Annotated in this window: 19 protein-coding genes and 1 pseudogene; 11 read left to right on the top strand and 9 right to left on the bottom strand. The window is 64.4% G+C overall.

Annotation, left to right across the window (positions count from 1 at the left end; all coding sequences use genetic code 11):
* Nucleotides 1–4 precede the first annotated feature (4 nt).
* The 5 genes and pseudogenes from IVB28_RS18955 to IVB28_RS18935 form a co-directional block, all read right to left on the bottom strand.
* Complete coding sequence (locus tag IVB28_RS18955) at nt 5–292, bottom strand: acyl carrier protein (protein WP_007592476.1); 288 nt, start codon at nt 290–292, stop codon at nt 5–7.
* Nucleotides 293–512: 220 nt separating this feature from the next.
* Nucleotides 513–854, bottom strand: coding sequence for a hypothetical protein (locus IVB28_RS18950; RefSeq protein WP_247528098.1), 342 nt, complete (start codon nt 852–854; stop codon nt 513–515).
* A 322-nt stretch (nt 855–1176) separates the two neighbouring features.
* Entirely contained in the window at nt 1177–2091 is a 915-nt protein-coding gene (locus IVB28_RS18945; protein WP_247528096.1) for a hypothetical protein, read from the bottom strand.
* 201 nt (nt 2092–2292) lie between these two features.
* Nucleotides 2293–2391, bottom strand: a pseudogene (locus IVB28_RS18940) (MgtC/SapB family protein); the annotation flags it as partial.
* Between the two features lie 267 nt (nt 2392–2658).
* Complete coding sequence (locus tag IVB28_RS18935; protein WP_247528093.1) at nt 2659–4224, bottom strand: ATP-binding protein; 1566 nt, start codon at nt 4222–4224, stop codon at nt 2659–2661.
* On the opposite strand from IVB28_RS18935, the gene IVB28_RS18930 reads away from it, so the two are divergent.
* Both IVB28_RS18930 and IVB28_RS18925 read left to right on the top strand, forming a co-directional pair.
* Nucleotides 4202–4492 (top strand): hypothetical protein, encoded by a 291-nt coding sequence (locus tag IVB28_RS18930; protein ID WP_247528091.1) that lies wholly within the window; start codon nt 4202–4204, stop codon nt 4490–4492. The two genes, IVB28_RS18935 and IVB28_RS18930, sit on opposite strands and share 23 nt — an antisense overlap.
* 345 nt (nt 4493–4837) lie before the next feature.
* Complete coding sequence (locus IVB28_RS18925; RefSeq protein WP_247528090.1) at nt 4838–5806, top strand: catechol 2,3-dioxygenase; 969 nt, start codon at nt 4838–4840, stop codon at nt 5804–5806.
* Here IVB28_RS18925 and IVB28_RS18920 read toward each other — a convergent pair.
* A complete protein-coding gene (locus IVB28_RS18920) occupies nt 5803–9327 on the bottom strand; it encodes a molybdopterin cofactor-binding domain-containing protein (RefSeq protein WP_247528089.1) in 3525 nt (1174 codons plus the stop codon). The two genes, IVB28_RS18925 and IVB28_RS18920, sit on opposite strands and share 4 nt — an antisense overlap.
* Complete coding sequence (locus IVB28_RS18915; protein ID WP_247528088.1) at nt 9327–9809, bottom strand: (2Fe-2S)-binding protein; 483 nt, start codon at nt 9807–9809, stop codon at nt 9327–9329. Before IVB28_RS18915 ends, IVB28_RS18920 begins: the two co-directional genes overlap by 1 nt.
* A gap of 247 nt (nt 9810–10056) precedes the next feature.
* Between IVB28_RS18915 and IVB28_RS18910 the strand changes: the two genes are divergently transcribed.
* The 8 genes from IVB28_RS18910 (at nt 10057) to IVB28_RS18875 (ending at nt 18237) form a co-directional block, all read left to right on the top strand.
* Entirely contained in the window at nt 10057–11514 is a 1458-nt protein-coding gene (locus IVB28_RS18910; RefSeq protein WP_247528087.1) for a 6-hydroxynicotinate reductase, read from the top strand.
* On the top strand, nt 11511–12407 hold the full coding sequence (locus IVB28_RS18905; RefSeq protein WP_247528086.1) for a UPF0280 family protein: 897 nt from the start codon (nt 11511–11513) through the stop codon (nt 12405–12407). The genes IVB28_RS18910 and IVB28_RS18905 overlap by 4 nt, the downstream gene beginning before the upstream one ends.
* A 26-nt stretch (nt 12408–12433) precedes the next feature.
* The gene (locus IVB28_RS18900; RefSeq protein ID WP_247528085.1) at nt 12434–13018 is read left to right on the top strand and encodes an amino acid synthesis family protein; all 585 of its coding nucleotides are present in this window, start codon (nt 12434–12436) and stop codon (nt 13016–13018) included.
* 20 nt (nt 13019–13038) lie between these two features.
* On the top strand, nt 13039–14241 hold the full coding sequence (locus IVB28_RS18895) for an ABC transporter substrate-binding protein (protein WP_247528084.1): 1203 nt from the start codon (nt 13039–13041) through the stop codon (nt 14239–14241).
* 148 nt (nt 14242–14389) lie between these two features.
* Nucleotides 14390–16279, top strand: coding sequence for an ABC transporter permease (locus IVB28_RS18890; protein WP_247528083.1), 1890 nt, complete (start codon nt 14390–14392; stop codon nt 16277–16279).
* Entirely contained in the window at nt 16276–17067 is a 792-nt protein-coding gene (locus IVB28_RS18885; RefSeq protein WP_247528082.1) for an ABC transporter ATP-binding protein, read from the top strand. The genes IVB28_RS18890 and IVB28_RS18885 overlap by 4 nt, the downstream gene beginning before the upstream one ends.
* A complete protein-coding gene (locus IVB28_RS18880; RefSeq protein ID WP_247528080.1) occupies nt 17064–17768 on the top strand; it encodes an ABC transporter ATP-binding protein in 705 nt (234 codons plus the stop codon). The genes IVB28_RS18885 and IVB28_RS18880 overlap by 4 nt, the downstream gene beginning before the upstream one ends.
* Before the next feature lie 13 nt (nt 17769–17781).
* Entirely contained in the window at nt 17782–18237 is a 456-nt protein-coding gene (locus IVB28_RS18875; protein WP_247528078.1) for a MarR family winged helix-turn-helix transcriptional regulator, read from the top strand.
* A 12-nt stretch (nt 18238–18249) separates the two neighbouring features.
* Here the strand turns inward: IVB28_RS18875 and IVB28_RS18870 are convergent, their stop codons facing one another.
* Together IVB28_RS18870 and IVB28_RS18865 are read right to left on the bottom strand one after the other, a co-directional pair.
* Nucleotides 18250–18939 (bottom strand): hypothetical protein, encoded by a 690-nt coding sequence (locus tag IVB28_RS18870; protein WP_247528077.1) that lies wholly within the window; start codon nt 18937–18939, stop codon nt 18250–18252.
* A 223-nt stretch (nt 18940–19162) separates the two neighbouring features.
* Nucleotides 19163–20359 carry an amidohydrolase family protein gene (locus tag IVB28_RS18865; RefSeq protein ID WP_247528075.1) on the bottom strand — a complete coding sequence of 399 codons (1197 nt, stop codon included), beginning with the start codon at nt 20357–20359 and terminating at the stop codon, nt 19163–19165.
* Between the two features lie 156 nt (nt 20360–20515).
* Between IVB28_RS18865 and IVB28_RS18860 the strand changes: the two genes are divergently transcribed.
* The gene (locus IVB28_RS18860) at nt 20516–21289 is read left to right on the top strand and encodes a ferredoxin--NADP reductase (protein ID WP_247528073.1); all 774 of its coding nucleotides are present in this window, start codon (nt 20516–20518) and stop codon (nt 21287–21289) included.
* Nucleotides 21290–21395: the final 106 nt, after the last annotated feature.

The raw sequence follows: 21395 nt of genomic DNA, 5'->3' as shown, positions 1-21395 counted from the left end.
GCGCTTAGGCGCTCGCGCCCTTGGCCGCAACCAGTTCGTCGATGCGGGCGCACAGGTTCTTCAGCACGAAATACTGCTCGGTGGTCGCCTTGCCGTCGTTGACCTCCTGGGTCCACTTTTCCAGCGGCAGCTTGATGCCGAACTGCTTGTCGATCGCGAACGCGATGTCCAGGAAATCGAGGCTGTCGATGCCGAGATCATCGATGGCATGGCTATCGGGCGTGATCGTGTCGCGCGGGATGTCGCAGGTTTCAGCGATGATCGTGGCGACCTGATCGAATGTGGAAGACATCACTAAGCCTTTGATATATTGCGGATATGTTTCAGGTTATCCAGAGTGGCACGGTGGGTGGGCATCGCGCCCCTGATGACGCCCTCAACCCCCCTCTGGCCGGGTCGAAAGCCCGTATATCGGAGCGCCGCCCCGAGTTCAATGGAGCCGGGCAGGCGAGGAGACGGGGCTGGGGATGCCCGCCGGAGCCGTTTCCGCCGGCGCCGGCGGCAGATCGGGCCTAGATATGTGGCGTCGTGATCTTGGCGCAGTCGCGACGGCCCATCAGCACGCAATCCTGAGTCCGGCGCAGGTCGGCGATGCTGACCGCCAGCCAAATTCCGATTGCGGTCAGCGCGATGGTGAAGGCCAACGCCGCGATGTTCGCGAGCATGCGATGGCGAAAGTCGTCGGGCTCAGCGCGGGGCTGCTCGTAGCGTGACAGGTCCAGCGGTTCGGGCGCGACGCGCAACGGCCGCACGGTGCCACTGCCGCGGTGGACCGTTGGCGAAGGGGAGGTGCGCGGCCTGAACTGGAGCACCCGGTGCTCCTCGTCAGAGCTTATGGGCCGCTGGCTATTCATGGGGCGGGGATCACTCCGAAGCAGCGATTTTAGATAGCACAGGCGGTGAACGCGTTGCAGAAAATATTCTCAATGCCTGCGTGCATTTGTGTGCTCGCACTATTGTGCATGGATCGGCGCGGAGCCGCGGAACCAGCTGTTAGGTCGGCGGCGGACCGGTTGCAACGGCATAGTGACGGCCAAGGACTTCAGGCCTTCGTTCCCGTCTTTTGGCCGCGGCGAAGAGCAAGGATGCGGATCTATCTGCCGGGCTGGTGCGGTCCGGCGGACGATGATTAGCGGCCGCGCGGCGATTGCATCGCTGCGCAGCGAGCGTATGGCTTCAACCGGCCAGTTCTCGATCGATGTTCCGCAGCCGCACGAAGGCCGCCCAAGCCTGCGGATAGGCCTTGTCGGCGGGATCAATCGCAAGCAGCGCGCAGCGTGCCTGCTTGATTTCTTCTGGCGACACACGCTTCGTCGGCGCCTGCAATGTCCTCGACTGCTCCCAGCGGCCTTCGATATCCTTCGCAAGCGCCAAGGTTTCGGCGGCCGTCCGCTCCTGCGCCGATTTCGTCGGGCATTGGCCTGAGGGGAGCGCCGGCCACGCGCTCGGCGGCCGTTCGGCCTGCCAGGTGAGTTCGCTGTCGGGTGCGGCCTTCACTTTCGAAACTGAAGGCTGCCCTGCCGGGGCCAGTCCCGTCCCGACCGGACCCGACGAGGAGGCAAATCCCGGCGCCACAGCCGCTGTCTGCGCGGCGAGTTGGCCAAGCTGTTGCTCCATTGTCCCGCCGCTGGATTGAGGAATGACCTTTCCGACGACCTTGGCCACCGCCAGCGCGCCGGGTGCTACCGGCATATGTTGTTCGGCGGTCCTGACGTCGCTCGCAGTTGGGCACGACTTGTAGGGAGAGTGCCGGGACGTCATCCGGCCGTCGTCGTCGACCCGGGCAAGGTCGCTGGCGACGGTGTAGACGAACGCGGCATCGACGGAGTGGCCGGCCTTGTTCTTCGCTTTCACCGCGCCGCATACGTATCGCGCAGCGTCTGCCTCGACCGTTCGCAGGCCGCTGAAATGGGCCGAACTCGGCTCGATGAGCATGCGAGAGACCGCCGCTCGGGCCCTGCGATGCTCGGATTGAAACATGCTCCAGATTTCATCGGGATGGATGATGTCGGGCTGGTAGTTCCAGGCGTAGCCAACTCCGAAGAATGTCGCGCCGATGCACGTCGCGACGATGGATGCTCGCAGGTTCATGAGATGGCGCCCTTTAGCAGGCACGATTCGTCCGCGTCTCCGCCCTTGCTCTTGGGGGAAACTGTGGAGGTTGTGCCGAAGTGTTTGTGCTAGTAGGGGGCGAGACTCTTAATAAAACGTGTGAGATTGTGGAATCGCCTAGGTTCCCGTCAAGCGGGAACTTTATTCTCCGCTGGCGGCATCATTTTTCGCCAGCACCGACGCGACGACCACCATCTTCCATTGTCCGGCGCCGCAGACGATTCCGAGGCAGGCGGCGAGGAAGGTGCAGGCGGCGCTGGTCAGGCCGCGAACGCGAAACCCAGGTGGTGCGCGGGTTTTGTCATCGGTTGGGAAGCCGGCTTGGAGCCGGCAAAACATAGTCGATGCGGGCGAGACGCCCCCCGAGGCCGTAAATCTCGTGTTCCGGACGCAGCGCAGCGCTTTCCTGGGGAATGCGGAGCATCGTCCCGTCAGCGGTGCGCTGCAGAGCCGGGGCCCATCACTCCACATGTACCGTGTTGCCGTCCGGTTCCGGCTCTGCGCAGCAGCGTTTCACGTTGCAGCGCGTCCGGGACACGAGACTCGTTACCGCAGCGGCTTCTTCAAGAGCGAGAAGCGGTCCGGATCAAGCCCCATCGAGGGCTGCAGCATCGGGGCCTCGATGTTGGAGAGCGTCTTGGCGGGCGGGGCCGAGAAAACCGGATCGTTCGGCACGTCGCGCTGCGAGGTGGCGCCGCGCCAGCGCTCGAGCACGGCGCCGACGAAATGCATGTCGTGGCCGGAGGTGACGGAGGGTACGCTCGAGATGGTGGCTTCGCCGCGCGGCAGTTGATGCGGTGGCACCTCCTTGAAGCGCAAGCGCGTCGGTAGTGCGACGCCTTCGCCGAACGCCAGCACTTCACGCGTGCCGAGTGACGGCACGAAGGAGAGCAGGTTCGCGGCGGCGTCCGACACCGCGGCGCGGAGCAGCGCCTGGTCGCGCTCGTTGGCAAGGCGCATCGTGAACAGCGTGTTGCACTGGGAGATGATGGTGGCGTCGAGCTCGGCCGGACGCTGGGTGATGAGGCCGAGATAGACGCCGTATTTCCGGCCTTCCTTGGCGATGCGCGACACCGCCTTGCGGGTCGGCCCAAAGCCGACATTGCGATCGGCGGAGGCGTAGCGGTGGGCCTCTTCGCAGACGAACAGCATCGGCGAAACGCCGTCGCTCCACAGGCCGAAGTCGAAGGCCATGCGGCAGAGCACCGAGACGACGGAATCGATGACCTCGGCCGGGAAGCCGGCAAGCTGCATCACCGTCATCGGCTTGCCGTTCGCCGGCAGGCGGAACAGATGACTGATCACCTCGGCCATCGTGTCGCCGCCGACATTGGCATTGTCGAACATGAAGGCGTAGCGCGGGTCGTTACGGACCGCCTCGATGCGGGAGATCAGCTTGTGATAGATGATGCGCGAGGAACGGTTTTCGAGCTTGCCCATGCGCTCGTCGATCAGCGACATCAGATCGACCAGGCGATAGGGCACCGGCGTGTCGACGGTGTAGCCGATCTGCTTGGGATCGATGCGCTTGAGCCCGATGCGGTCGGCGTTCTGGTACTGGGTGTAGACGCCCTTGGCCAGCGGAATGACCTCGGCAAGGACATCGAGCTCCTCGGGCACGCCCGCGCGGCCGCCGAACAGCACGTCGACGATTTCCTCGAAATTGAACAGCCAGAATGGCAGTTTCAGATTGCGCGGATTGAGCACCAGCGCACGATCGCCGAAGCAGCGGCCATATTCGTTGTGCACATCAAGCAGGAAGATGCGCAAGTTCGGGCGGGCCTTGAGGATTTCGTTGAGCAGCAGCGAAACGCCGGTCGATTTGCCGACGCCGGTCGACCCCAGCACTGCAAAGTGCTTGGAGAGCATTTCCTCGATGTCGACATAGGCGATGACGGAGGAGTCCTGCTGAAGAAAGCCGACGTTGATCTGGTCCGACCCGGTCGGCGCGTAGATCGTACGCAGCTCCTGGCTCGTGATCAGGTCGACGGAATCGCCGATGGTAGGATAGTTGGTAACGCCGCGCTGGAATTTGGCCCTGTCGGCCGCGTTGAGAATTTCGCCGAGCAGATCGACCGAGGCGATCGCGATGAAGTTCTCGGCGCTCGACATGTTTTCGCAAGACACCTCGGTGATCATCGCAACGATGACCGAGCTAGCGCAACGGATGCTGACAAAACGGCCGACGGTTGCCCGAACTTCCGAGATCGGCAGCCGGCTTTCAGCCAGCAGGCCAACCCGGGCGAGCGATCCGCGAACCGAAATCACACGTCCAAAGGATGCCACAATGAATGAACCTGACAAGAGCAAGGGCTTTGCCCGACTATGCACGGCCGTCGCTGGACAAACGGTTAAGCGGCAGGCGCCGGCGGTTCATTAAATCCGTGACAATTCGGCTCCAAGGTTTGTTCCAAATGCATACTTTCGGGCAGGAATGGCCGCAAAATGCTGCTTTTTCACGGTCCGGCGAGCCCAGAAGTGGTTAAGGAAGATTTTACCATTCAGCCACTCGGTCGACCGGTCAGGGGGACGATTGTCATCTTCGTTGGCGCGTCATTCGATCTCAGCGCCCCGGCGCGTTTGTTGACTGCACCTAATCATTTGTACATTAGTACAAATAGGCCGGCGTCCTCAGTGCCGCCCACCGGCGCGTGAGCCGGTTGCAGCCTGAGCCCGATTGCGCGATCCGGACCAGCGGATCGCAAGCCACGCCTTGGAGGAAAGCATGCAGCCCGAACCGATCCTCGATCTTGCTCATCTCGGCCATATGGAGCTGCTGACGCCCAAGCCCGACGAGAGCCTGAAATTCTTTGTCGACGTCATGGGCATGACCGTCAGCGGACAAAAGGGTGAGTCGGTCTATTTGCGGGGCTGGGACGATTACGAGCGCTATTCGCTCAAGCTGACGGCATCGAAGACTTCAGGCATGGAGCACATGGCGCTGCGCGCGCGCAGCCCGCAGGCGCTGGAGCGCCGCGTCGCTGCGCTGAAGGGATCCGGCTTCGATATCGGCTGGATCGACGGCGACATGGGGCAGGGGCCGACCTTCCGCTGCCGTGACCCCGACGGTCACATCGTCGAGCTCTATTACGAGACCGAATGGTATCAGGCGCCGCCCGAGCTGAAGCCGGCCCTGAAGAACCAGGCCCAGCGCTTCCCCGCGCGCGGCGTCAACGTCCGCCGCCTCGATCATCTCAACTGCCTCGCCGTCGACATCAAGGCCAACCGCGAGTTCTTCGAGAATTACCTTGGCTGCCGTCTCACCGAGCAGATCGTGCTCAACGACGGAAGGGAAGCGGCGATGTGGCTGACCATGTCGAACAAGAGCTACGATTTCGCCTATTCGCTCGATCATTCCGGCACGCCGGGCCGCTTTCACCATGTCACCTACGCGCTCGACAGCCGCGAGGAGATTCTGCGCGCCGCCGACATCTTCCTGGAAAATGGCATCCATATCGAGACCGGCCCGCACAAGCACGCGATCCAGCAGACCTTCTTCCTCTACGTCTACGAGCCCGGCGGCAACCGCGTCGAAGTCGCCAATGCCGGCGCGCGTCTCATCCTCGCGCCCGACTGGAAACCGATCGTGTGGACCGAGGAGGAGCGCAAGAAGGGCCAGGCTTGGGGCTTGAAGACGATCGAATCGTTCCACACCCACGGTACTCCGCCGGTGGACGTGAAGAAGCACACCTAGCGAGTTGAGGTCCGCGCGCGCGCGATCGTCTCGCGTACATCGGTCCATGCCGGCTTGTCCGGCGCGAACTGCCTGCGCAGGAAGGTGACGAGTTCCGCGATTTGCGCATCGCTCATGCTGCCCTTGAAGGCGGGCATGTAGCCGAGATCGCTCGACACGGGCCCGGTGACGCCGTGCAGAATGATCTGCACGAGATTGTCCGACTTGGCGCTGTGCAGATTGCTGTTGAGCGCGAGCGAGGGCCGACTGCCGAACAGCGGCAGGCCGCCGACCTCGTGGCAGACGGCGCAGGCGCCCTGATAGAGGCGCGCGCCGGTGGAAGAGGCGACGGTGACCTGGGTCGCGCTTTCGAGCCGTGCCGCAAGCGCGTCCGGCGCCTCGGCTGTGCTGTCGTTGAATGAGCCGAGATAGATCGCCATCGCGCGGATGTCCTGATCGGGCAAGGCTTTGAGGTCCCTGACTACAGGCGCCATCGGGCCGGCGGCAACGCCGTGATAGCGTGAATGGCCGATGCGCAAATAAGTGAACAGTTCGTCCTCGCTCCAGGGGATCGGCGCATGCGAGAGCGAGGTCAGCGGCGGCGCTTCCCAGCCCTCGGCAAAGCCGCCGGCCAGATACGATTCGCGCTGCTCGGCGCCGAGCGCGTTGCGCGGCGAGTGGCAGCCGCTGCAATGGCCGAGACTCTCGACGAGATAGGCGCCGCGATTCCAAACCTCGGATTTGGCCGGATCGGGCTTGAACTCTTTTGTCTGATGGAAAAGCGCGTTCCAGCCTGCAAGCAGCGGGCGCAGATTGAACGGGAAGGCGAACTCGTTCGCCGGCGCCGTCACGCGCACCGCAGGCTGCGCCATCAGATAGGCGTACAGCGCCTGCAGGTCGGCCTCGCTGGTCTTGGCGAAATGCGTGTAGGGAAAAGCGGGGTAGAGCTGCCGTCCGTCGCGATGCAACCCGTCGCGCATCGCGCGCTCGAAGGCGGGATACGACCACGCCCCGATGCCGGTCTCGACGTCGGGCGTGATGTTGGTGCTGTGGATGATGCCGAACGGCGTCTCCAACGCCCGGCCCCCGGCATTGAGCACACCATTGATCGTGGTGTGGCACTCCGCGCAATTGCCGAGCGCGGCAAGCTGCTGGCCGCGCGCGATGGTCGCCGCGGAATAGACCGATGCGTCGGGGCGTGCGATCGGTGCAATCGCGCGCCCCGGCAAAAGCGCCGCGCCGATGCCGACCGCGGCGGTACAAACGGCCGCAACCGCCGCGAAGAGGCCGGCGCGCTTGGCGAACGGATTCTCCCAGATGCGGGACGACTTTTGGGGAGCGGGTGCGGGCAGAGCCTGCGGTACCGGCGATGCTCCGGCGTGCAAGCCCCTCAGGATGCGTTCGGGCGTGAACGGTGGCTCGCGAAAGCGAACGCCGGTGGCATCGAAGATCGCGTTCGCAATCGCCGCCGCGCTCGGCACTGAGGCGGACTCGCCGACGCCGAGCGGCGGCTGGTCCTGACGCGGTAGCATCAGCACGTCGATCTTGGGCAAATCGGGGAAGGGGATAATCGGATAGGCGCCCCATTCGCGTGCCGCCACCGCGCCGCGCTCGAACGAGACCTCCTCCATCAGCGCGCGGCTGGTGGACTGGATGACGTTGCCGTGGATCTGGTGGCGCACGCCATCCGGATTGATCATCAGGCCGGAATCCTGGCCCGCAACCACGCGCGTGACGCTGACGTCGCCGGTCGATTTGTTCACGGCGACGTCGGCGACCCACGCGGACCACGCCGCGCCATAGCCGGGAAATTTGCTGTGGACGTAGAGCGCATAGGCAAAGCCGCGGCCGTGCACGATTTCGCCGCCCTTCTCCTCGCGAACCGGGCGCGGCGTCCAGCCGGCGCGCTCGGCGACTGCATTGACGAGGTCGACCGCGCGCTGGTCTTTCAGGTAACGCAGGCGATATTCGATCGGGTCGACGCCGGCCTCGGTCGCGGCCTCGTCGATGTAGGATTCGTGCGCAAAGGTGTTCGGCAGCGCCGAGACTCCGCGAAACCAGGAGGCGCGCACGATCGGTGCCATGTCGTGGGCGACGATGCGCATATGATCGTAGTCATAAGGCGGGATCGCGGTGCGGTCGCCCATCTGGAGCACGGCGGGATCGGGCGAGATACGGCCGGTGAGCAGCAGCGCCAGCGTCGGTGCGGCGTTCGAAGGATAGCGCGTGGCGAGGTCGTAACCGGCAATGCCGCCGCTGGCATCGAGCCCGCCATTGACATCGATGAGCTGCGCCGTGCCCTTGGGCTCCCAGGCGTGCTCCTGCTCCCGCGTCAGCTGCACGCGCACGGGTCGGCCGACTGCCCGCGAGAGCAACAGGGCATCAGCGCTGACATCGTCGGCGCAGTTGCGGCCGTAGCAGCCGGCGGCCTCCAACCTGATGACCTCGATCTCGCTCTCGGGACGCTCGATCAGCAGCGCCAGGTCGCTGCGCAGCACATGCGGGTTCTGCGTGCCCGACCACACCCGGATATTGCCGTCCTGAAAATCCGCGACCGCACAGGACGGGCCGATCGAGGCATGCATCTGATATGGCCAGACGTAGGTGCGCTGCATCGGCTTGGCCGCGCCTGAGATCGCCGCGTCAACGTCGCCCTTGTCGATCAGCGTGCGCGGCGTCGACGGATTGGCGCGCAGCGCGGTCTCGACGTCGGAGAGATCGGTGAGATCAGGCGTCGGCTTCCAGCTCACCTTGAGCTGTTCCGCCGCGCGGATCGCATTCTCCTCGCGCTCGGCGACGACACCGACGAAATCGCCGATGCGCACCACGGCGATGATTCCGGGGACGTCGCGTACCGAGGATTCATCGACCGCGATCAGGCTGGTGCCGACGAACGGGCCGGCATCGACACCGGCATAGGGCGGGCGCACCACACGGCCGTGCAGCATGCCTGATACGCGGATATCGTGCACAAAGGTCAGCTCACCGGTGGCTTTGCCCGGCAGGTCGACGCGGGGCACCGACTGGCCGACGATGGCGTAATCGCCGACGGCCTTGACGGTGACGTCCTCGGAAAGCTCGAGACGAATAGTCTCGCCAGCGATCAGCTCGCCATAGCTGACGCTGCGATTGTCGTGCCCGCGAACGAGGCCGTCTTCGATCCTGAGGTCGGCGGCCGGCAGTTCGAGCCGTTCGGCCGCGCGCGCGATCAAAAAGTGACGCGCTTGCGCGGCGGCCTTGCGCAGGGGGACGGCGGTGATCTGGATGGTCTCGCTCGCGATCGTCGCACCCTGGTTCGGCACGACTGCCGTGTCGCCGAGCACGATCACGACGCGCGCAAAGGACACATCCAACTCCTCGGCGACGATCTGCCCGAGGGCGGTGCGGATGCCGGTGCCAAGATCCACATGGCCGTTATAGGCCGTGACCGATCCGTCCGCAGTGATCCGCACGAAGGTCTCGGATGTGACCTCGTCTACGGTGCGGACGACGACGAGCGAACCGGATTGCCGCTCAGCTCCGTTCGAAACAGGGGAGGCCATCAATCCACGGCCTCGGTGAGCTGGCCCGACGCGCGCATTACGGCGCGCAGAATTTCCAAATGCGTGCCGCAGCGGCAGAGATTGTAGCGCAGCGCCGCCAGCGCCTCCTGTTCGGTCGGCCGCGGGTTGATCGCGAGCAGCGCCTTGGTGGTCATGATCATGCCGTTGAGACAGTAGCCGCATTGGGCGGCCTGCTCGTCGATGAAGGCCTGCTGCACCACATCGGGCTTGTCGCGCGTGCCGAGGCCTTCGAGCGTCACGATGTCGCGGCCGGCGCAGCCGCTCACGGGAATCACGCAGGAGCGCGCTGCGGACCCGTCGATCAGGACAGTGCAGGTGCCGCATTCGCCGAGACCGCAGCCGTATTTCGGGCCGTTCAGCGCGAGATCGTTGCGCAGCACGTAAAGCAGCGGCGTCTCTGGTCCCGCAGCGATCTCGTGGATGCTGCCGTTCACGGTGAGGCGGATCGGTGCCTGCATCATCCTCGCTCCCAAGCCCGCGGCAACTGCTGCCAAATCATCGTCGCGACGATACCGTTTGTACACAAACGTGCAAGCCGGGCATCCCGCACTGCAACGCGACTGCCTTCTTTGTGGACAGGGCGGATAGGCAAGTGAGGTTTTATACGGCAGCAGCATCTTTTGCGCTGCACCGCCGCTTGACAGCCATCGGGAGCGCGCGCACCATCGTTCGTATACGAATGATAACCGCGATCCGCCGGCTTCTCACATGGTGATGGAAACAACGAGCGCCGCCATCGACAAGATCCGCTGCGATGCTTGTCCGGTGATGTGCTACATCAAGCCGGGCGCGGCGGGGGCCTGTGACCGTTACGCCAATCACGAGGGCAAGCTCGTCCGCGTCGATCCGCATGTGATCCTTGAGCGCACCGTCTCACATGGTGGCAAGCTGGTCCCGTTCAGCCGCACGGAAGATTGGGACGGCAAGATCGTCCACGAACCCTCGACCTTCGTCACCGCGATCGGCGCGGGCACCACCTATCCCGACTACAAGCCGGCGCCCTTTATCGTCTCCGCGGAGGTCGAAGGCGTCGACATGGTGACGGTCGTCACCGAGGGCATCTTCTCCTATTGCGGCATCAAGGTGAAGATCGACACCGACCGCTATCTCGGACCGGAAACGGCGACTGTGCGCGCGCAGGGCGAAGCGGTAGGCCATGTCACCACCAGCGAATACGGCTCGCAGATGCTCTCGCTCGGCGGCGTGCATCATCTGACCGGCGGCTCCAAGAAGGAGGGCCGCATCACCTGCGACACGCTGATGGACCTCGCCAATTGCAAGGCGGTGGAGCTGGCCATCGACGGCGGTGCGAGCGTGGTGGTGCAGGCCGGCCAGCCGCCGATCGTCAACGGCGTGAAGGAAGAGCGCATGCGCGTCGGCTGCGGCTCGGCAACGATCGGCATGTTCGCCAAGCAATGGCACGGCAAGGTCGACGAGGTCGTCGTGGTCGACGACCACATCACCGGCGTGCTCTCGGAGCACCAGGCCGGCAAGCTGCTCGACATCGCCGACACCGGCATCAAGATGAAGGGCCGGCGCTCCACGCCCGGCCGCTATTTCCAGGTCGCCGATCCCGGCACCGGGTGGGGCGGCACCAACATTTCCGATCCGCTGGCGATCCTCGGGCCATTCGATGCCACGGAGGCAAAAGCCGGCCTGACCATGCTGATGGTCTCCACCACGGGCGAGCATTCGTCCTACTACGTGCTCGACGAGGCCTTGAAGCCGGTCGAGACCGAGATGCCGGCCGAGCTGAAATTCTCGGTCCAGCGCATCCAGGAGAATTGCGAGCCGGCGCTGTGCACGGTGTTGTTCATGGCGGGCGCCGGCGGCTCGCTACGTGCTGGTGTCACCGACAATCCGGTGCGGCTGACGCGCTCGGTCAAGGACGCGTTGACGCGCGTCACCAGTGGCGGTGCGCCGGTTTATGTCTGGCCAGGCGGCGGCATTACCTACATGGTCGATGTGACGCAGATGCCGGCGGGCGCGTTCGGCTATGTGCCGACCCCGGCGCTGGTCGCGCCGATCGAGTTCACGATGAAGCTGTCCGACTATGCCGCGCTCGGCGGGCACATGGATTACGTGAAGCCGCTCTCAGAGGTGCAGGGCGGCGATGATATCAGGCAATTGCCCTGGCAGAACCCGATTCCGGGACCCCGGTCATGACCAGGCTCCCGCAAATCGCATTGCTGTCTGATGCCCGGCGGCTGCATTTGCAGGATGGACCGATCGACTTGATCGTTGAGGCGAGGGGGCGTGCGGACGCGGTGCGCACGGCTTACGAGGCTGCGGCGCACCGGTTCACCGGGTTGCTCGACGAGCTCTGTGCAGAGCTGCCAGAGCTGCGCGCTGCCGCTGAAGGGCGGACCTCGCTGAGAGGCGTGGTGGCGCGCCGGATGCACGCCGCAGTCGCGCCCTTTACTGCCGGTTGCTTCATCACGCCGATGGCCGCCGTTGCCGGCGCTGTTGCGGAGGAGATTCTCGGCGCAATGCTGGGTGCGGCGACGCTTGATCAGGCCTATGTCAACAACGGGGGCGACATCGCGCTCCACCTTGGCAGGGGCGAGCATTTTTCGATTGGCCTGATGGATCGCCCGGATCGTGCCGGCGTGATGCGAACTTTGAGGGTCGATTCGGATGACCCGGTGCGGGGCGTCGCGACCAGCGGGCGCCATGGCCGCAGCTTTTCGCTCGGGATTGCCGACGCGGTGACGGTGCTGGCCGCAACGGCATCACAAGCCGATGCGGCGGCGACGGTCATAGCCAATGCCGTGGATCTGCCGGGACATCCTGCCGTCATTCGGAAGCCGGCCAGCGAGCTTCAGCCCGACAGCGATCTCGGCCCACGTCTCGTCACCCGCGACGTCGGCGCGTTGTCGCACAACGAGATCGCGGCGGCCCTCGAATCTGGCGCGGAATGTGCACGCCGATTGTTCGATCGCGGATTGATCGAGGGTGCCGTATTGCAGCTTTGTGGTGATATGCTTGTCATCGGACCGAAAGATATTCAGCGGCAGGAAGCGCACCCGCGTCAGCTGGAGAATGCGGTTCATGCCTGAGCAGGAAAGAGCCTGAGGACACAATCATGAGCGCGATCATCCGCAAGATCGTCACCGTCGTCGAAGAGACGCAGATGGAGATGGGGCGCCCGGTCTCGCCGCCGACCCGGCGTGCCGCGGCCATCGCCGTGATCGAAAATCCCTTTGCCGGAAAATATGTCGAGGACCTCTCGCCGCTGATCGCGATCGGCGAGGAGCTGGGCGAGCTCCTGTCGAAGCGTGCGGTGGCGGCTCTCGGCATCGACGGTTCCAAGGCGCAGAGCTACGGCAAGGCCGCGGCCGTCGGCGAGAACGGCGAGCTGGAACATGCGGCCGCGATCCTTCACCCGAAGATGGGCGCGCCAGTGCGTAAGGTGCTGACCAAGGGTGCCGCGCTGATTCCATCGTCGAAGAAGCGCAGCGGGCCCGGCACCACGCTCGATATTCCCCTCGGTCACAAGGACGCAGCCTTCGTGCGTAGCCATTTCGACGGCATGGAAGTACAGATCAACGACGCGCCGCGCGCCAACGAGATCATGGTCGCGGTCGCCGTCACCGACAGCGGCCGTCCTTTGCCGCGCGTCGGCGGGCTGACGGTTGCGGAGATCAAAGGCGAAGACGGTCTAAGATAATTTTAACGGTGGAGGCTGGGATGCAAGCAAAGAATTATTTCGTCGGCGCGGCGTTTGCGCTGTTGGCGGGTGGCATGGCTCATTCGGCCGTGGCGCAGGATATCAAGATCGGCGAGATCAACAGCTATTCGCTGTTGCCGGCGTTCACCGAGCCCTACCGCAAGGGATGGCAACTCGCCGTCGAGGAGGTCAACGCGGCCGGCGGCATCAACGGCAAGAAGCTCGTCGTCATCTCCAAGGATGACGGCGGCAAGCCGGCGGATGCGCAGACCGCTGCCAATGAGTTGGTCTCGAGCGAAGGCGTCGCGATGCTGACGGGCACGTTCCTGTCGAACATCGGACTTGCCGTCAGCGACTTCGCCAACCAGAAGAAGGTGTTCTTCCTCGCGGCCGAGCCGTTGACGGACGCCATCACCTGGTCCAAGGGCAACAAATACACATTCCGCCTGCGCCCCTCCAACTACATGCAGGCGGCGATGCTGGTCGAAGCGGCGAGCAAGCTGCCGGCCAAACGCTGGGCGACGATCGCCCCGAACTACGAATACGGCCAGTCCGCAGTTGCCGTGTTCAAGAAGCTGATGTCGGAGAAGCGTCCTGATATCCAGTGGGTCGACGAGCAATGGCCGCCGCAGGGCAAGATCGACGCAGGCCCGGTGGTGCAGGCCGTCGCCGCCGCCAACCCGGAAGCGATCCTCAACGTCACGTTCGGCGCCGACCTCGTCAAGCTCGTGCGCGAAGGCAACACCCGCGGCCTGTTCAAGGGACGCGAGGTCGTGTCCTTCCTGACCGGCGAGCCCGAATATCTCGATCCGCTCAAGGACGAGACGCCCGAGGGCTGGATCGTCACCGGCTATCCCTGGTACTCGATCAAGACGCCCGAGCATGACGCGTTCCTGAAGGCCTACCAGGCCAAGTACAACGACTATCCGCGTCTCGGCTCGATCGTCGGCTATCAGACCATCAAGTCGGCGGCTGCGATCCTGGCGAAGGCCGGCTCGAGCGATCCGGAGAAGCTGATCGCCGCGGCAGAAGGTCTCTCGGTGCCGTCGCCGTTCGGCGAGATCACGTTCCGCAAGATCGACCACCAGTCAACGCTCGGTGCCTACGTCGGCAAGACCGCTCTGAAGGATGGCAAGGGCGTGATGGTGGACTCGTCCTACAAGAAGGGCGCGGACTATCTGCCTGGCGATGCCGAAGTCGAGAAGCTGCGTCCGAAGGATTGATGCAACGAGAGACCGGGGCTTCGTGGTTCGAGACGCGCGGCGTTGCCGCGCACCTCACCATGAGGTCCCGGCCTCATCCTGAGGAGGCGCGTTGCGCCGTCTCGAAGGATGACGCCCAGAACTCAGACCTAACGAACCCGGACTGCCGATGGCCTTTTATGTCGTACAGTTTCTGACCGGTCTCGCCAGCGCAGCGTCGCTGTTTCTGGTGGCCTCGGGCCTGTCGATCATCTTCGGCGTGACGCGGATCGTGAATTTCGCGCATGGCGCCTTCTACATGATCGGCGCCTACATCGCCTTCACGCTGACGGAGCGGCTTTCGGGTGCCTTTGGCTTCTGGGGCAGCATCGTGCTGGCCGCGCTGGCCGTGGCGCTAATCGGCGTGCTCGTCGAGATGGTGCTGCTCCGGCGCATCTATCACGCGCCGGAACTGTTTCAGCTGCTTGCAACCTTCGGCCTGACCTTGATGGTCGAGGACCTCGTCGTCCTGATCTGGGGGCCTGACGATCTCGTCGGTCGCCGCGCGCCGGGCTTCAAGGGCGCGATTGATTTCTTCGGCCAGAACATTCCGAGCTACGACCTGTTCCTGATCGCGCTTGGACCGGTCGTGCTTGGGATTCTCTGGCTATTGTTCCAGCGCACGCGCTGGGGCGTCCTGGTGCGCGCGGCGACGCAGGACCGCGACATGGTTGCAGCGCTCGGCGTCAATCAGAAATGGCTGTTCACGTCGGTGTTCGCGGTCGGTGTCTTCCTGGCCGCGCTCGGCGGGGCGCTCCAGATCCCGCGCGATGCCGTGCATCACGCCATGGATCTGCGCATCATCGTCGAGGTCTTCGTTGTGGTCGTGATCGGCGGCCTCGGCAGCATTGTCGGCGCCTTCGTCGCGGCCGTGCTGGTCTCCGAGCTCAACGCCTTCGGCATCCTGATCTTTCCGAAGATTTCCATCATCCTGGTCTTCCTGGTGATGGCGGTGGTGCTGATCGTGCGGCCTTGGGGCCTGTTTGGCAAACCGGAGGCGCCCGCGCGCAAGACGCCGGGTCTCACCGTCAATCCCTGGCGGCCTCTGACGTCGAACGAGCGGCTCGCCGCCCTTGCGGCGCTCATCATCGCGGCGACGCTGCCGCTGTTTGCCGGAAATTATCTGCTCACCGTCGGCTCGGAGATCGCGATCTTCGTCATCTTTGCCGTCAGCCTGCACTTCCTGATGTCGGTCGGGGGGCTCGCGTCCTTCGGCCACGCCGCTTATTTCGGCCTCGGTGCCTATGGCGTCGCTTTCCTGGCCAAGATGGCGGGGCTGCCGATGATCGTCTGTTTGCTGCTCGGCCCGCTGCTCGGCTGCATGGGCGCCGCCGTGTTCGGCTTCTTCGCCGTGCAGCTCTCCGGCGTCTATTTTGCGATGCTGACGCTGGCATTCGCGCAGATTGTCTGGTCGATCGCGTTCCAGTGGGTGAGCGTCACCGGCGGCGACAACGGCATTCTGGGCGTCTGGCCGGAAAAATGGGCGGCGAGCCCGTCGAACTTCTACTGGCTGGCGCTCGGCGTTGCGGCGCTGGTGACCATCGCGCTGCGGGCCATGGTGTTCTCGCCGTTCGGTTATGCGCTTCGTGCCACGCGCGACTCGCTCCTGCGCACTGAAGCGATCGGGATCAACGCCAAGCGCATCCAATGGACCGCCTTCGTGATCGCCGGCACGACCGCAGGCATCGGCGGCGCGCTATTCGCCTACCTCAAGGGCAGCGTCTTCCCCGACAATCTCGGCATCTCGCTCTCGGTCGATGCGCTGGTCATGGTGCTGCTCGGCGGAGTCGAGACGGTGTCGGGGGCGGTGATCGGCGCGATCGTCTACAAGGCCTTGAACATCTGGCTGGTCAGCCAGACCGATCTGTCGAAGCTCGTGCTTGGCGGCTTCATCATGCTGATCGTCGTCGTCTTCCCCAAGGGCATCGTCGGCATGCTGGAGATGCTGGCGCAGCGGCGCAGAAAGTCCTCGCCGCCGGGATCTCCCTTGCTTGCCAAGCCGATCGAGTCCGCCGAATGAGCGTCGCATCCCCACTTCTTGCAGTCGAAGGCCTGACCAAATCCTATGGCGGCATCCACGCGGTGCGGGGCGTGTCGTTCTCGCTCCGTGCCGGCGAGATTTTGGCGCTGATCGGGCCGAACGGTGCCGGCAAGAGCACCTGCTTCGACATGCTCAATGGCCAGAACAAGCCCGATACCGGCCATGTTCGCCTGCTCGGCGAAGACATCACGGCCAGGAAGCCGCGTGAGGTTTGGCGTCTCGGCGTCGGGCGCACCTTCCAGATCACCGCGACCTTTGCCACCATGACCGTGCGCGAGAACGTCCAGGTCGCCCTCGTCTCGCACGGGAAACAGTTGTTCAATCTCTTCGGCTCGGCGCCGAACTTCGATCGCGGCGAGGCGGGCCGGCTGCTCGAGCTCGTCGGCATGGGCGGCTATGCGGATCGTCCCTGCGGCGAGCTCGCCTATGGCGACCTCAAACGGCTCGAGCTTGCGGTCGCGCTCGCCAACGAGCCGAAGCTGCTCCTGATGGACGAGCCGACTGCGGGCATGGCGCCGCGCGAGCGGGTCGACCTGATGCGGCTCACCGCGCAGATCGCTCGCGAGAAGTCGATCGGAGTGCTCTTTACCGAGCACGACATGGACGTGGTGTTCGAGCATGCCGACCGCATCATCGTGCTCAACCGCGGCACGCTGATCGCCGAAGGCACGCCGGCCGAGGTGCGCGGCAATCCGCAGGTGCAGGCGGTCTATCTCGGCGAAGGCCTCGTTTACGATGCCCGCCATCGCGACGGAGCCTCGGCATGAAGCTGACGATCGAGGGGCTCAACAGTCATTACGGCCCGGCGCATATCCTGTTCGACGTCGGTTTCGAGGTCGGCGAGGGCGAGGTGGTGGCGCTGCTCGGGCGGAACGGCGCCGGCAAATCGACGACGTTCCGCTCGATCGTCGGCCTCGTTGCGCAACGAACCGGCCGCATCATGTTCGAGGGCAAGGACGTCTCGCTGAGTCCAACGCATGAGATTGTGCGCGAGGGGCTCGGCTACGTGCCCGAGGAGCGGCGCATCTTCACCGACCTGACGGTGGAAGAAAACCTCGAAGTCGGCCGCCAGCCGAAGCGTCCGAACGCTCCGCACTGGACCCGTGAGAAGCTGTTCGCGCTGTTTCCGAATCTGGGCGAGATGCGGGGTCGTCCGGGCGGCCGCATGAGCGGCGGCGAGCAGCAGATGCTTACCATTGCCCGCACGCTGATGGGCAATCCGTCGCTGGTGCTGCTGGACGAACCCTCGGAAGGCCTGTCGCCGAAGATCGTGGAGCAGATGGTCGATGCCATCCTGACGATGAAGAAGGAAGGCGTCAGCATCGTGGTCTCCGAGCAGAATTTGCATTTCGCGCGGCTGATCTCGGATCGCGCCTACATCATCGAGCGCGGCCGCATCTGCTTCGGCGGCACCATGGCCGAGCTCGACGCGCGTCCGGACATCCGCGACGCGCATCTGTCGTTGTGAAGGCGGGGAACGGATGGCGAGAAGCGTCACGGCGAAAAAGAGCATCAAACCGGCAAAACCGCCTTACGTGCTCGACGAGCAGGTCGGCTTCATCCTGCGCCAGGTCTGGCAGCGTCACAGTTCGATTTTCGCCCGCGACATCGGCACCAATTTGACGCCGACGCAATGGGCGGCATTGTCGAAACTCGCCGAGACCGGGCCGTGCTCGCAGAACCAGCTGGGCCGGCTGACGGCGATGGACGTCGCCACCATCAAGGGCGTGATCGATCGCCTGACGGCGCGCGGCCTGACCGAGACGAGCCAGGATCCCGAGGACGGACGTCGCCTGCTGGTGAGCCTGACCCGTGCGGGTCAGCAGGTTGCGGAGAAGGTCGCGCCGAATGCGCTTGCCATCACCCGTGAGACGCTCGCGCCGCTCGACGCGAAAGAGCGCGAGATGCTGATGGCCCTGTTGAACAAGCTGCGGTGATACGATGGAAGGTCAGCTTTTTCCCGGCCATTTGGCGCGGTAGCGGATCTCACTGCCGTCGGGCAGGGGACGCCACGTGCCGAACTCCGCGGTATAGGGCGCTCTGGCCGACAGTCCGATCGGATAGATCCGGCTCGGCTGTCCTTCGATATTGACGGCGAGTTGCCGGTGCGCGGTTCGGAAGGCGAGTTCGACTTCGCCCGTGATGACCGCTTGCTCGCCATCACGACGGAAGCCGGTTGGCGTCAGCTCGGCGGGCATGGTGTTGATGTCAGTCTGCAATTCGACGGCAATGCTTTGCGGTGAGATTGGCGCTGTACCTCCAGGCGGAAGACGAACCTCGAACACGAGAAGGGGATTGGCTGCGTTGGGGTTGAGCCAGGGCGTCGCGGTCGCATAGGCGTAAGCGAGATAAGTGCCGGCGGCTGCCACGCAGAGGAGGGCGACCACGCCGAGCGACTTCAGGCTGTTGCGCGCGACGCTTCCATTGCTTGCGTCCTTGCCTGGACGCGATACCAGCCAGCTGGCGAGCACCGCGCCTCCGATCGCGCCGATCGGAGAGTACACGAACAGGGCCAACAAGCCCGATGCAATGGGGTCCGCACGATTGCCGAGATCGAGGAGAGAAAACAGCAGAAAGACCGCGACATAGCCCGCCAGCGCACCGGCAACGCCGGCGGCAATCCGCGACGAACTCTTCATGGTCCCCTCGACGCTCCAGCAATGCATGCCCTCGTCGGGCTGTCCGCATTAGACGCAGCAGGCGGGAGACTCGTTCAATGCCTTCGAGCGGCCACTAAAGCGCGATGCGATTAGGATGAATCGTCATCGCGCTTTAGGTTGTTGTTTGAGCATGATCTTTTCGGAAAACCGCTGCGCACTTTTCCGGATCATGCTTTAGGCGCTGCGAGCGGCTCAAACTACCTCACTTCGCCACCACCTCCGGCACCTTGCCCGCCGGCGGCGTATTGCGGCTGCGCTGGGTGCGCACGATGCCGTCGATGATGGTCATGCCGATGCCGGGGAGGTCGCCGAGCTGGACGCTCTCCAGGATGTTCTTGCCGGCCGAATGCTGGGCCTTGTCCATGATGACGAAGTCGGCGGAACGGCCGACTTCGATCAGGCCGCAATCGAGCTCGCGCATCCGCGCGGTATTGCCGGTGGCGAGACAAAACGCGAGCTCGGCTGGCAGATCGCCGAGCGAGGACAGCATCGAGACCATGCGCAGAATGCCCAGCGGCTGCACGCCGGACCCCGCCGGCGCGTCGGTGCCGAGGATGACGCGGTGCAGATCGTTCATCTCACGCGCGATGCGCAGCGTGAAGAGGGCCGAGCGCTCATTGCCGTTGTGCACGAGCTCCAGCCCGCGCTTGCAGCCCTCGCAGATGCAGCGGATCTGGTCGTCGGGGAGCGCCGTGTGGCCGCCATTGATGTGCCCGACCACGTCGGTGTCGGCCTCCAGCACCACGTCCTTGTCGATCAGGCCGGAGCCGGGGATCGAGGGACCGCCGGTGTGGATCGTGCTCTGGATGCCGTATTTGCGCGCCCAGCCGACCATCTTCCGCGCGGTGGGGCCGTCCTTGACACCGCCGAGGCCGACTTCGCCGAGCAGCTTGACGCCGGCTGCGGCCAATTCCTTGAAGTCCTCCTCGACCATCTCGCATTCGATCACGGGCGCGCCGGCATGAACCTTCACGCCGCCAGGCCGCAGATTCCAGAATGCGCGCTGGGCGAAGATCGCCATTGCCTTCAACCCGACGACGTCGCGCGGGCGGCCGGGCATATGCACTTCACCGGCGGAAATCATCGTGGTGACGCCACCATGCAAATTGCTGTCGATCCAGCCGATCTGGTTCTGGCGCGGCGTCCAGTCGCCGGCGACGGGGTGGACGTGGCTGTCGATCAGGCCGGGCGCCACCGTGGTGCCGTTGGCCTCGACGATGGTGGTCGCGCCTTCGGTGTTAACGTCCTTGAAGCGGCCGATCGCGGTGATCTTGCCGTTCTCGGCGACGATGGTGTCGCCGTCCAGGATCGGCTTTTCCAGGGCGCCGGACAGGATCAGGCCGATATTCCGGATCACGAGCTTCGAGGGTCCGGTGGCCTGGGGTGCGTCATGCGCCATGGAATGGGTCCTTGTCCTTCACTGCAACGCTTCCGATCTTGGGCAGCCTTGACCGCGGGATCAAGCCGGATTATTCATTAGTATACGAATGATCGTGTACAAACGACGCATAGCTGCCGCCTTGAAAACCGCCACCACGCGCCACGGAAGGGTGAGATGAGCAATTTCAATCAGGAAGCCGTTTTGAGCGTCCACCACTGGACCGACACGCTGTTCTCCTTCAAGACCACCCGCAGCCCGACCTTCCGCTTCCGCAACGGCGAGTTCACCATGATCGGGCTCAAGGTCGGCGAGAAGCCGCTGCTACGGGCCTATAGCGTTGCCAGCGCCAATTACGAGGAGACGCTGGAGTTCTTCTCGATCAAGGTGCCGGACGGCCCGCTCACCTCACGGCTCCAGCATCTGAAGGAAGGCGACGAGATCATCGTCAGCCGCAAGGCCACCGGCACGCTGGTGATCGACAATCTGGAGGAGGGGCGCAATCTCTACCTCATCGGCACCGGCACGGGCCTGGCGCCGTTCCTGAGCGTGATCAAGGACCCCGAAACCTACGAGCGGTTCGAGAAGGTCGTGCTGCTGCACGGCTGCCGGCACGTCAAGGAACTCGCCTATGGCGAGATGATCAACGAGGCGCTGCCGAAGGACGAGCTGATCGGCGAGTACATCCAGAACCAACTGATCTACTACCCGACAGTGACGCGCGACCCCTTCCGTAATCGCGGCCGCATCACCGATCTCATCACGTCAGGCAAGCTGTTCGCCGACATCGGCCTGCCGGCGCTGGAAGCCGCCCACGACCGCGTCATGATCTGCGGTAGCCCGGCGCTGGTGGCAGATACCCGCGTGCTCCTTGGCGAGCGGGGGCTTGTCGAGGGCAATCACGGCGAGCCGGCCCAATTCGTGGTCGAAAAGGCTTTCGCCGAGCGCTAGGCCCGGAACTCCCGCGCAACAAGACCGTATTTTCGCCGCTGGGCGGGCGTTGCGGCGCCGATTCGGCACGCGATACACTGTGGGAACGAATCAGCGGAGTTCCCAC

This window comes from Bradyrhizobium sp. 199 (assembly GCF_023073355.1).
Classification (GTDB): domain Bacteria; phylum Pseudomonadota; class Alphaproteobacteria; order Rhizobiales; family Xanthobacteraceae; genus Bradyrhizobium.
The sequence above is the reverse complement of the archived record's forward strand: the minus strand, read 5'-3'. Positions and strand labels throughout refer to the sequence as shown.

Coding starts and splice junctions, on each gene's coding strand:
- IVB28_RS18955 (WP_007592476.1), bottom strand. CDS start 292: ATGTCTTCCACATTCGATCAGGTCGCCACGATCATCGCTGAAACCTGC.
- IVB28_RS18950 (WP_247528098.1), bottom strand. CDS start 854: ATGAATAGCCAGCGGCCCATAAGCTCTGACGAGGAGCACCGGGTGCTC.
- IVB28_RS18945 (WP_247528096.1), bottom strand. CDS start 2,091: ATGAACCTGCGAGCATCCATCGTCGCGACGTGCATCGGCGCGACATTC.
- IVB28_RS18930 (WP_247528091.1), top strand. CDS start 4,202: ATGAAGTTCTCGGCGCTCGACATGTTTTCGCAAGACACCTCGGTGATC.
- IVB28_RS18935 (WP_247528093.1), bottom strand. CDS start 4,224: ATGTCGAGCGCCGAGAACTTCATCGCGATCGCCTCGGTCGATCTGCTC.
- IVB28_RS18925 (WP_247528090.1), top strand. CDS start 4,838: ATGCAGCCCGAACCGATCCTCGATCTTGCTCATCTCGGCCATATGGAG.
- IVB28_RS18920 (WP_247528089.1), bottom strand. CDS start 9,327: ATGGCCTCCCCTGTTTCGAACGGAGCTGAGCGGCAATCCGGTTCGCTC.
- IVB28_RS18915 (WP_247528088.1), bottom strand. CDS start 9,809: ATGATGCAGGCACCGATCCGCCTCACCGTGAACGGCAGCATCCACGAG.
- IVB28_RS18910 (WP_247528087.1), top strand. CDS start 10,057: ATGGTGATGGAAACAACGAGCGCCGCCATCGACAAGATCCGCTGCGAT.
- IVB28_RS18905 (WP_247528086.1), top strand. CDS start 11,511: ATGACCAGGCTCCCGCAAATCGCATTGCTGTCTGATGCCCGGCGGCTG.
- IVB28_RS18900 (WP_247528085.1), top strand. CDS start 12,434: ATGAGCGCGATCATCCGCAAGATCGTCACCGTCGTCGAAGAGACGCAG.
- IVB28_RS18895 (WP_247528084.1), top strand. CDS start 13,039: ATGCAAGCAAAGAATTATTTCGTCGGCGCGGCGTTTGCGCTGTTGGCG.
- IVB28_RS18890 (WP_247528083.1), top strand. CDS start 14,390: ATGGCCTTTTATGTCGTACAGTTTCTGACCGGTCTCGCCAGCGCAGCG.
- IVB28_RS18885 (WP_247528082.1), top strand. CDS start 16,276: ATGAGCGTCGCATCCCCACTTCTTGCAGTCGAAGGCCTGACCAAATCC.
- IVB28_RS18880 (WP_247528080.1), top strand. CDS start 17,064: ATGAAGCTGACGATCGAGGGGCTCAACAGTCATTACGGCCCGGCGCAT.
- IVB28_RS18875 (WP_247528078.1), top strand. CDS start 17,782: ATGGCGAGAAGCGTCACGGCGAAAAAGAGCATCAAACCGGCAAAACCG.
- IVB28_RS18870 (WP_247528077.1), bottom strand. CDS start 18,939: ATGAAGAGTTCGTCGCGGATTGCCGCCGGCGTTGCCGGTGCGCTGGCG.
- IVB28_RS18865 (WP_247528075.1), bottom strand. CDS start 20,359: ATGGCGCATGACGCACCCCAGGCCACCGGACCCTCGAAGCTCGTGATC.
- IVB28_RS18860 (WP_247528073.1), top strand. CDS start 20,516: ATGAGCAATTTCAATCAGGAAGCCGTTTTGAGCGTCCACCACTGGACC.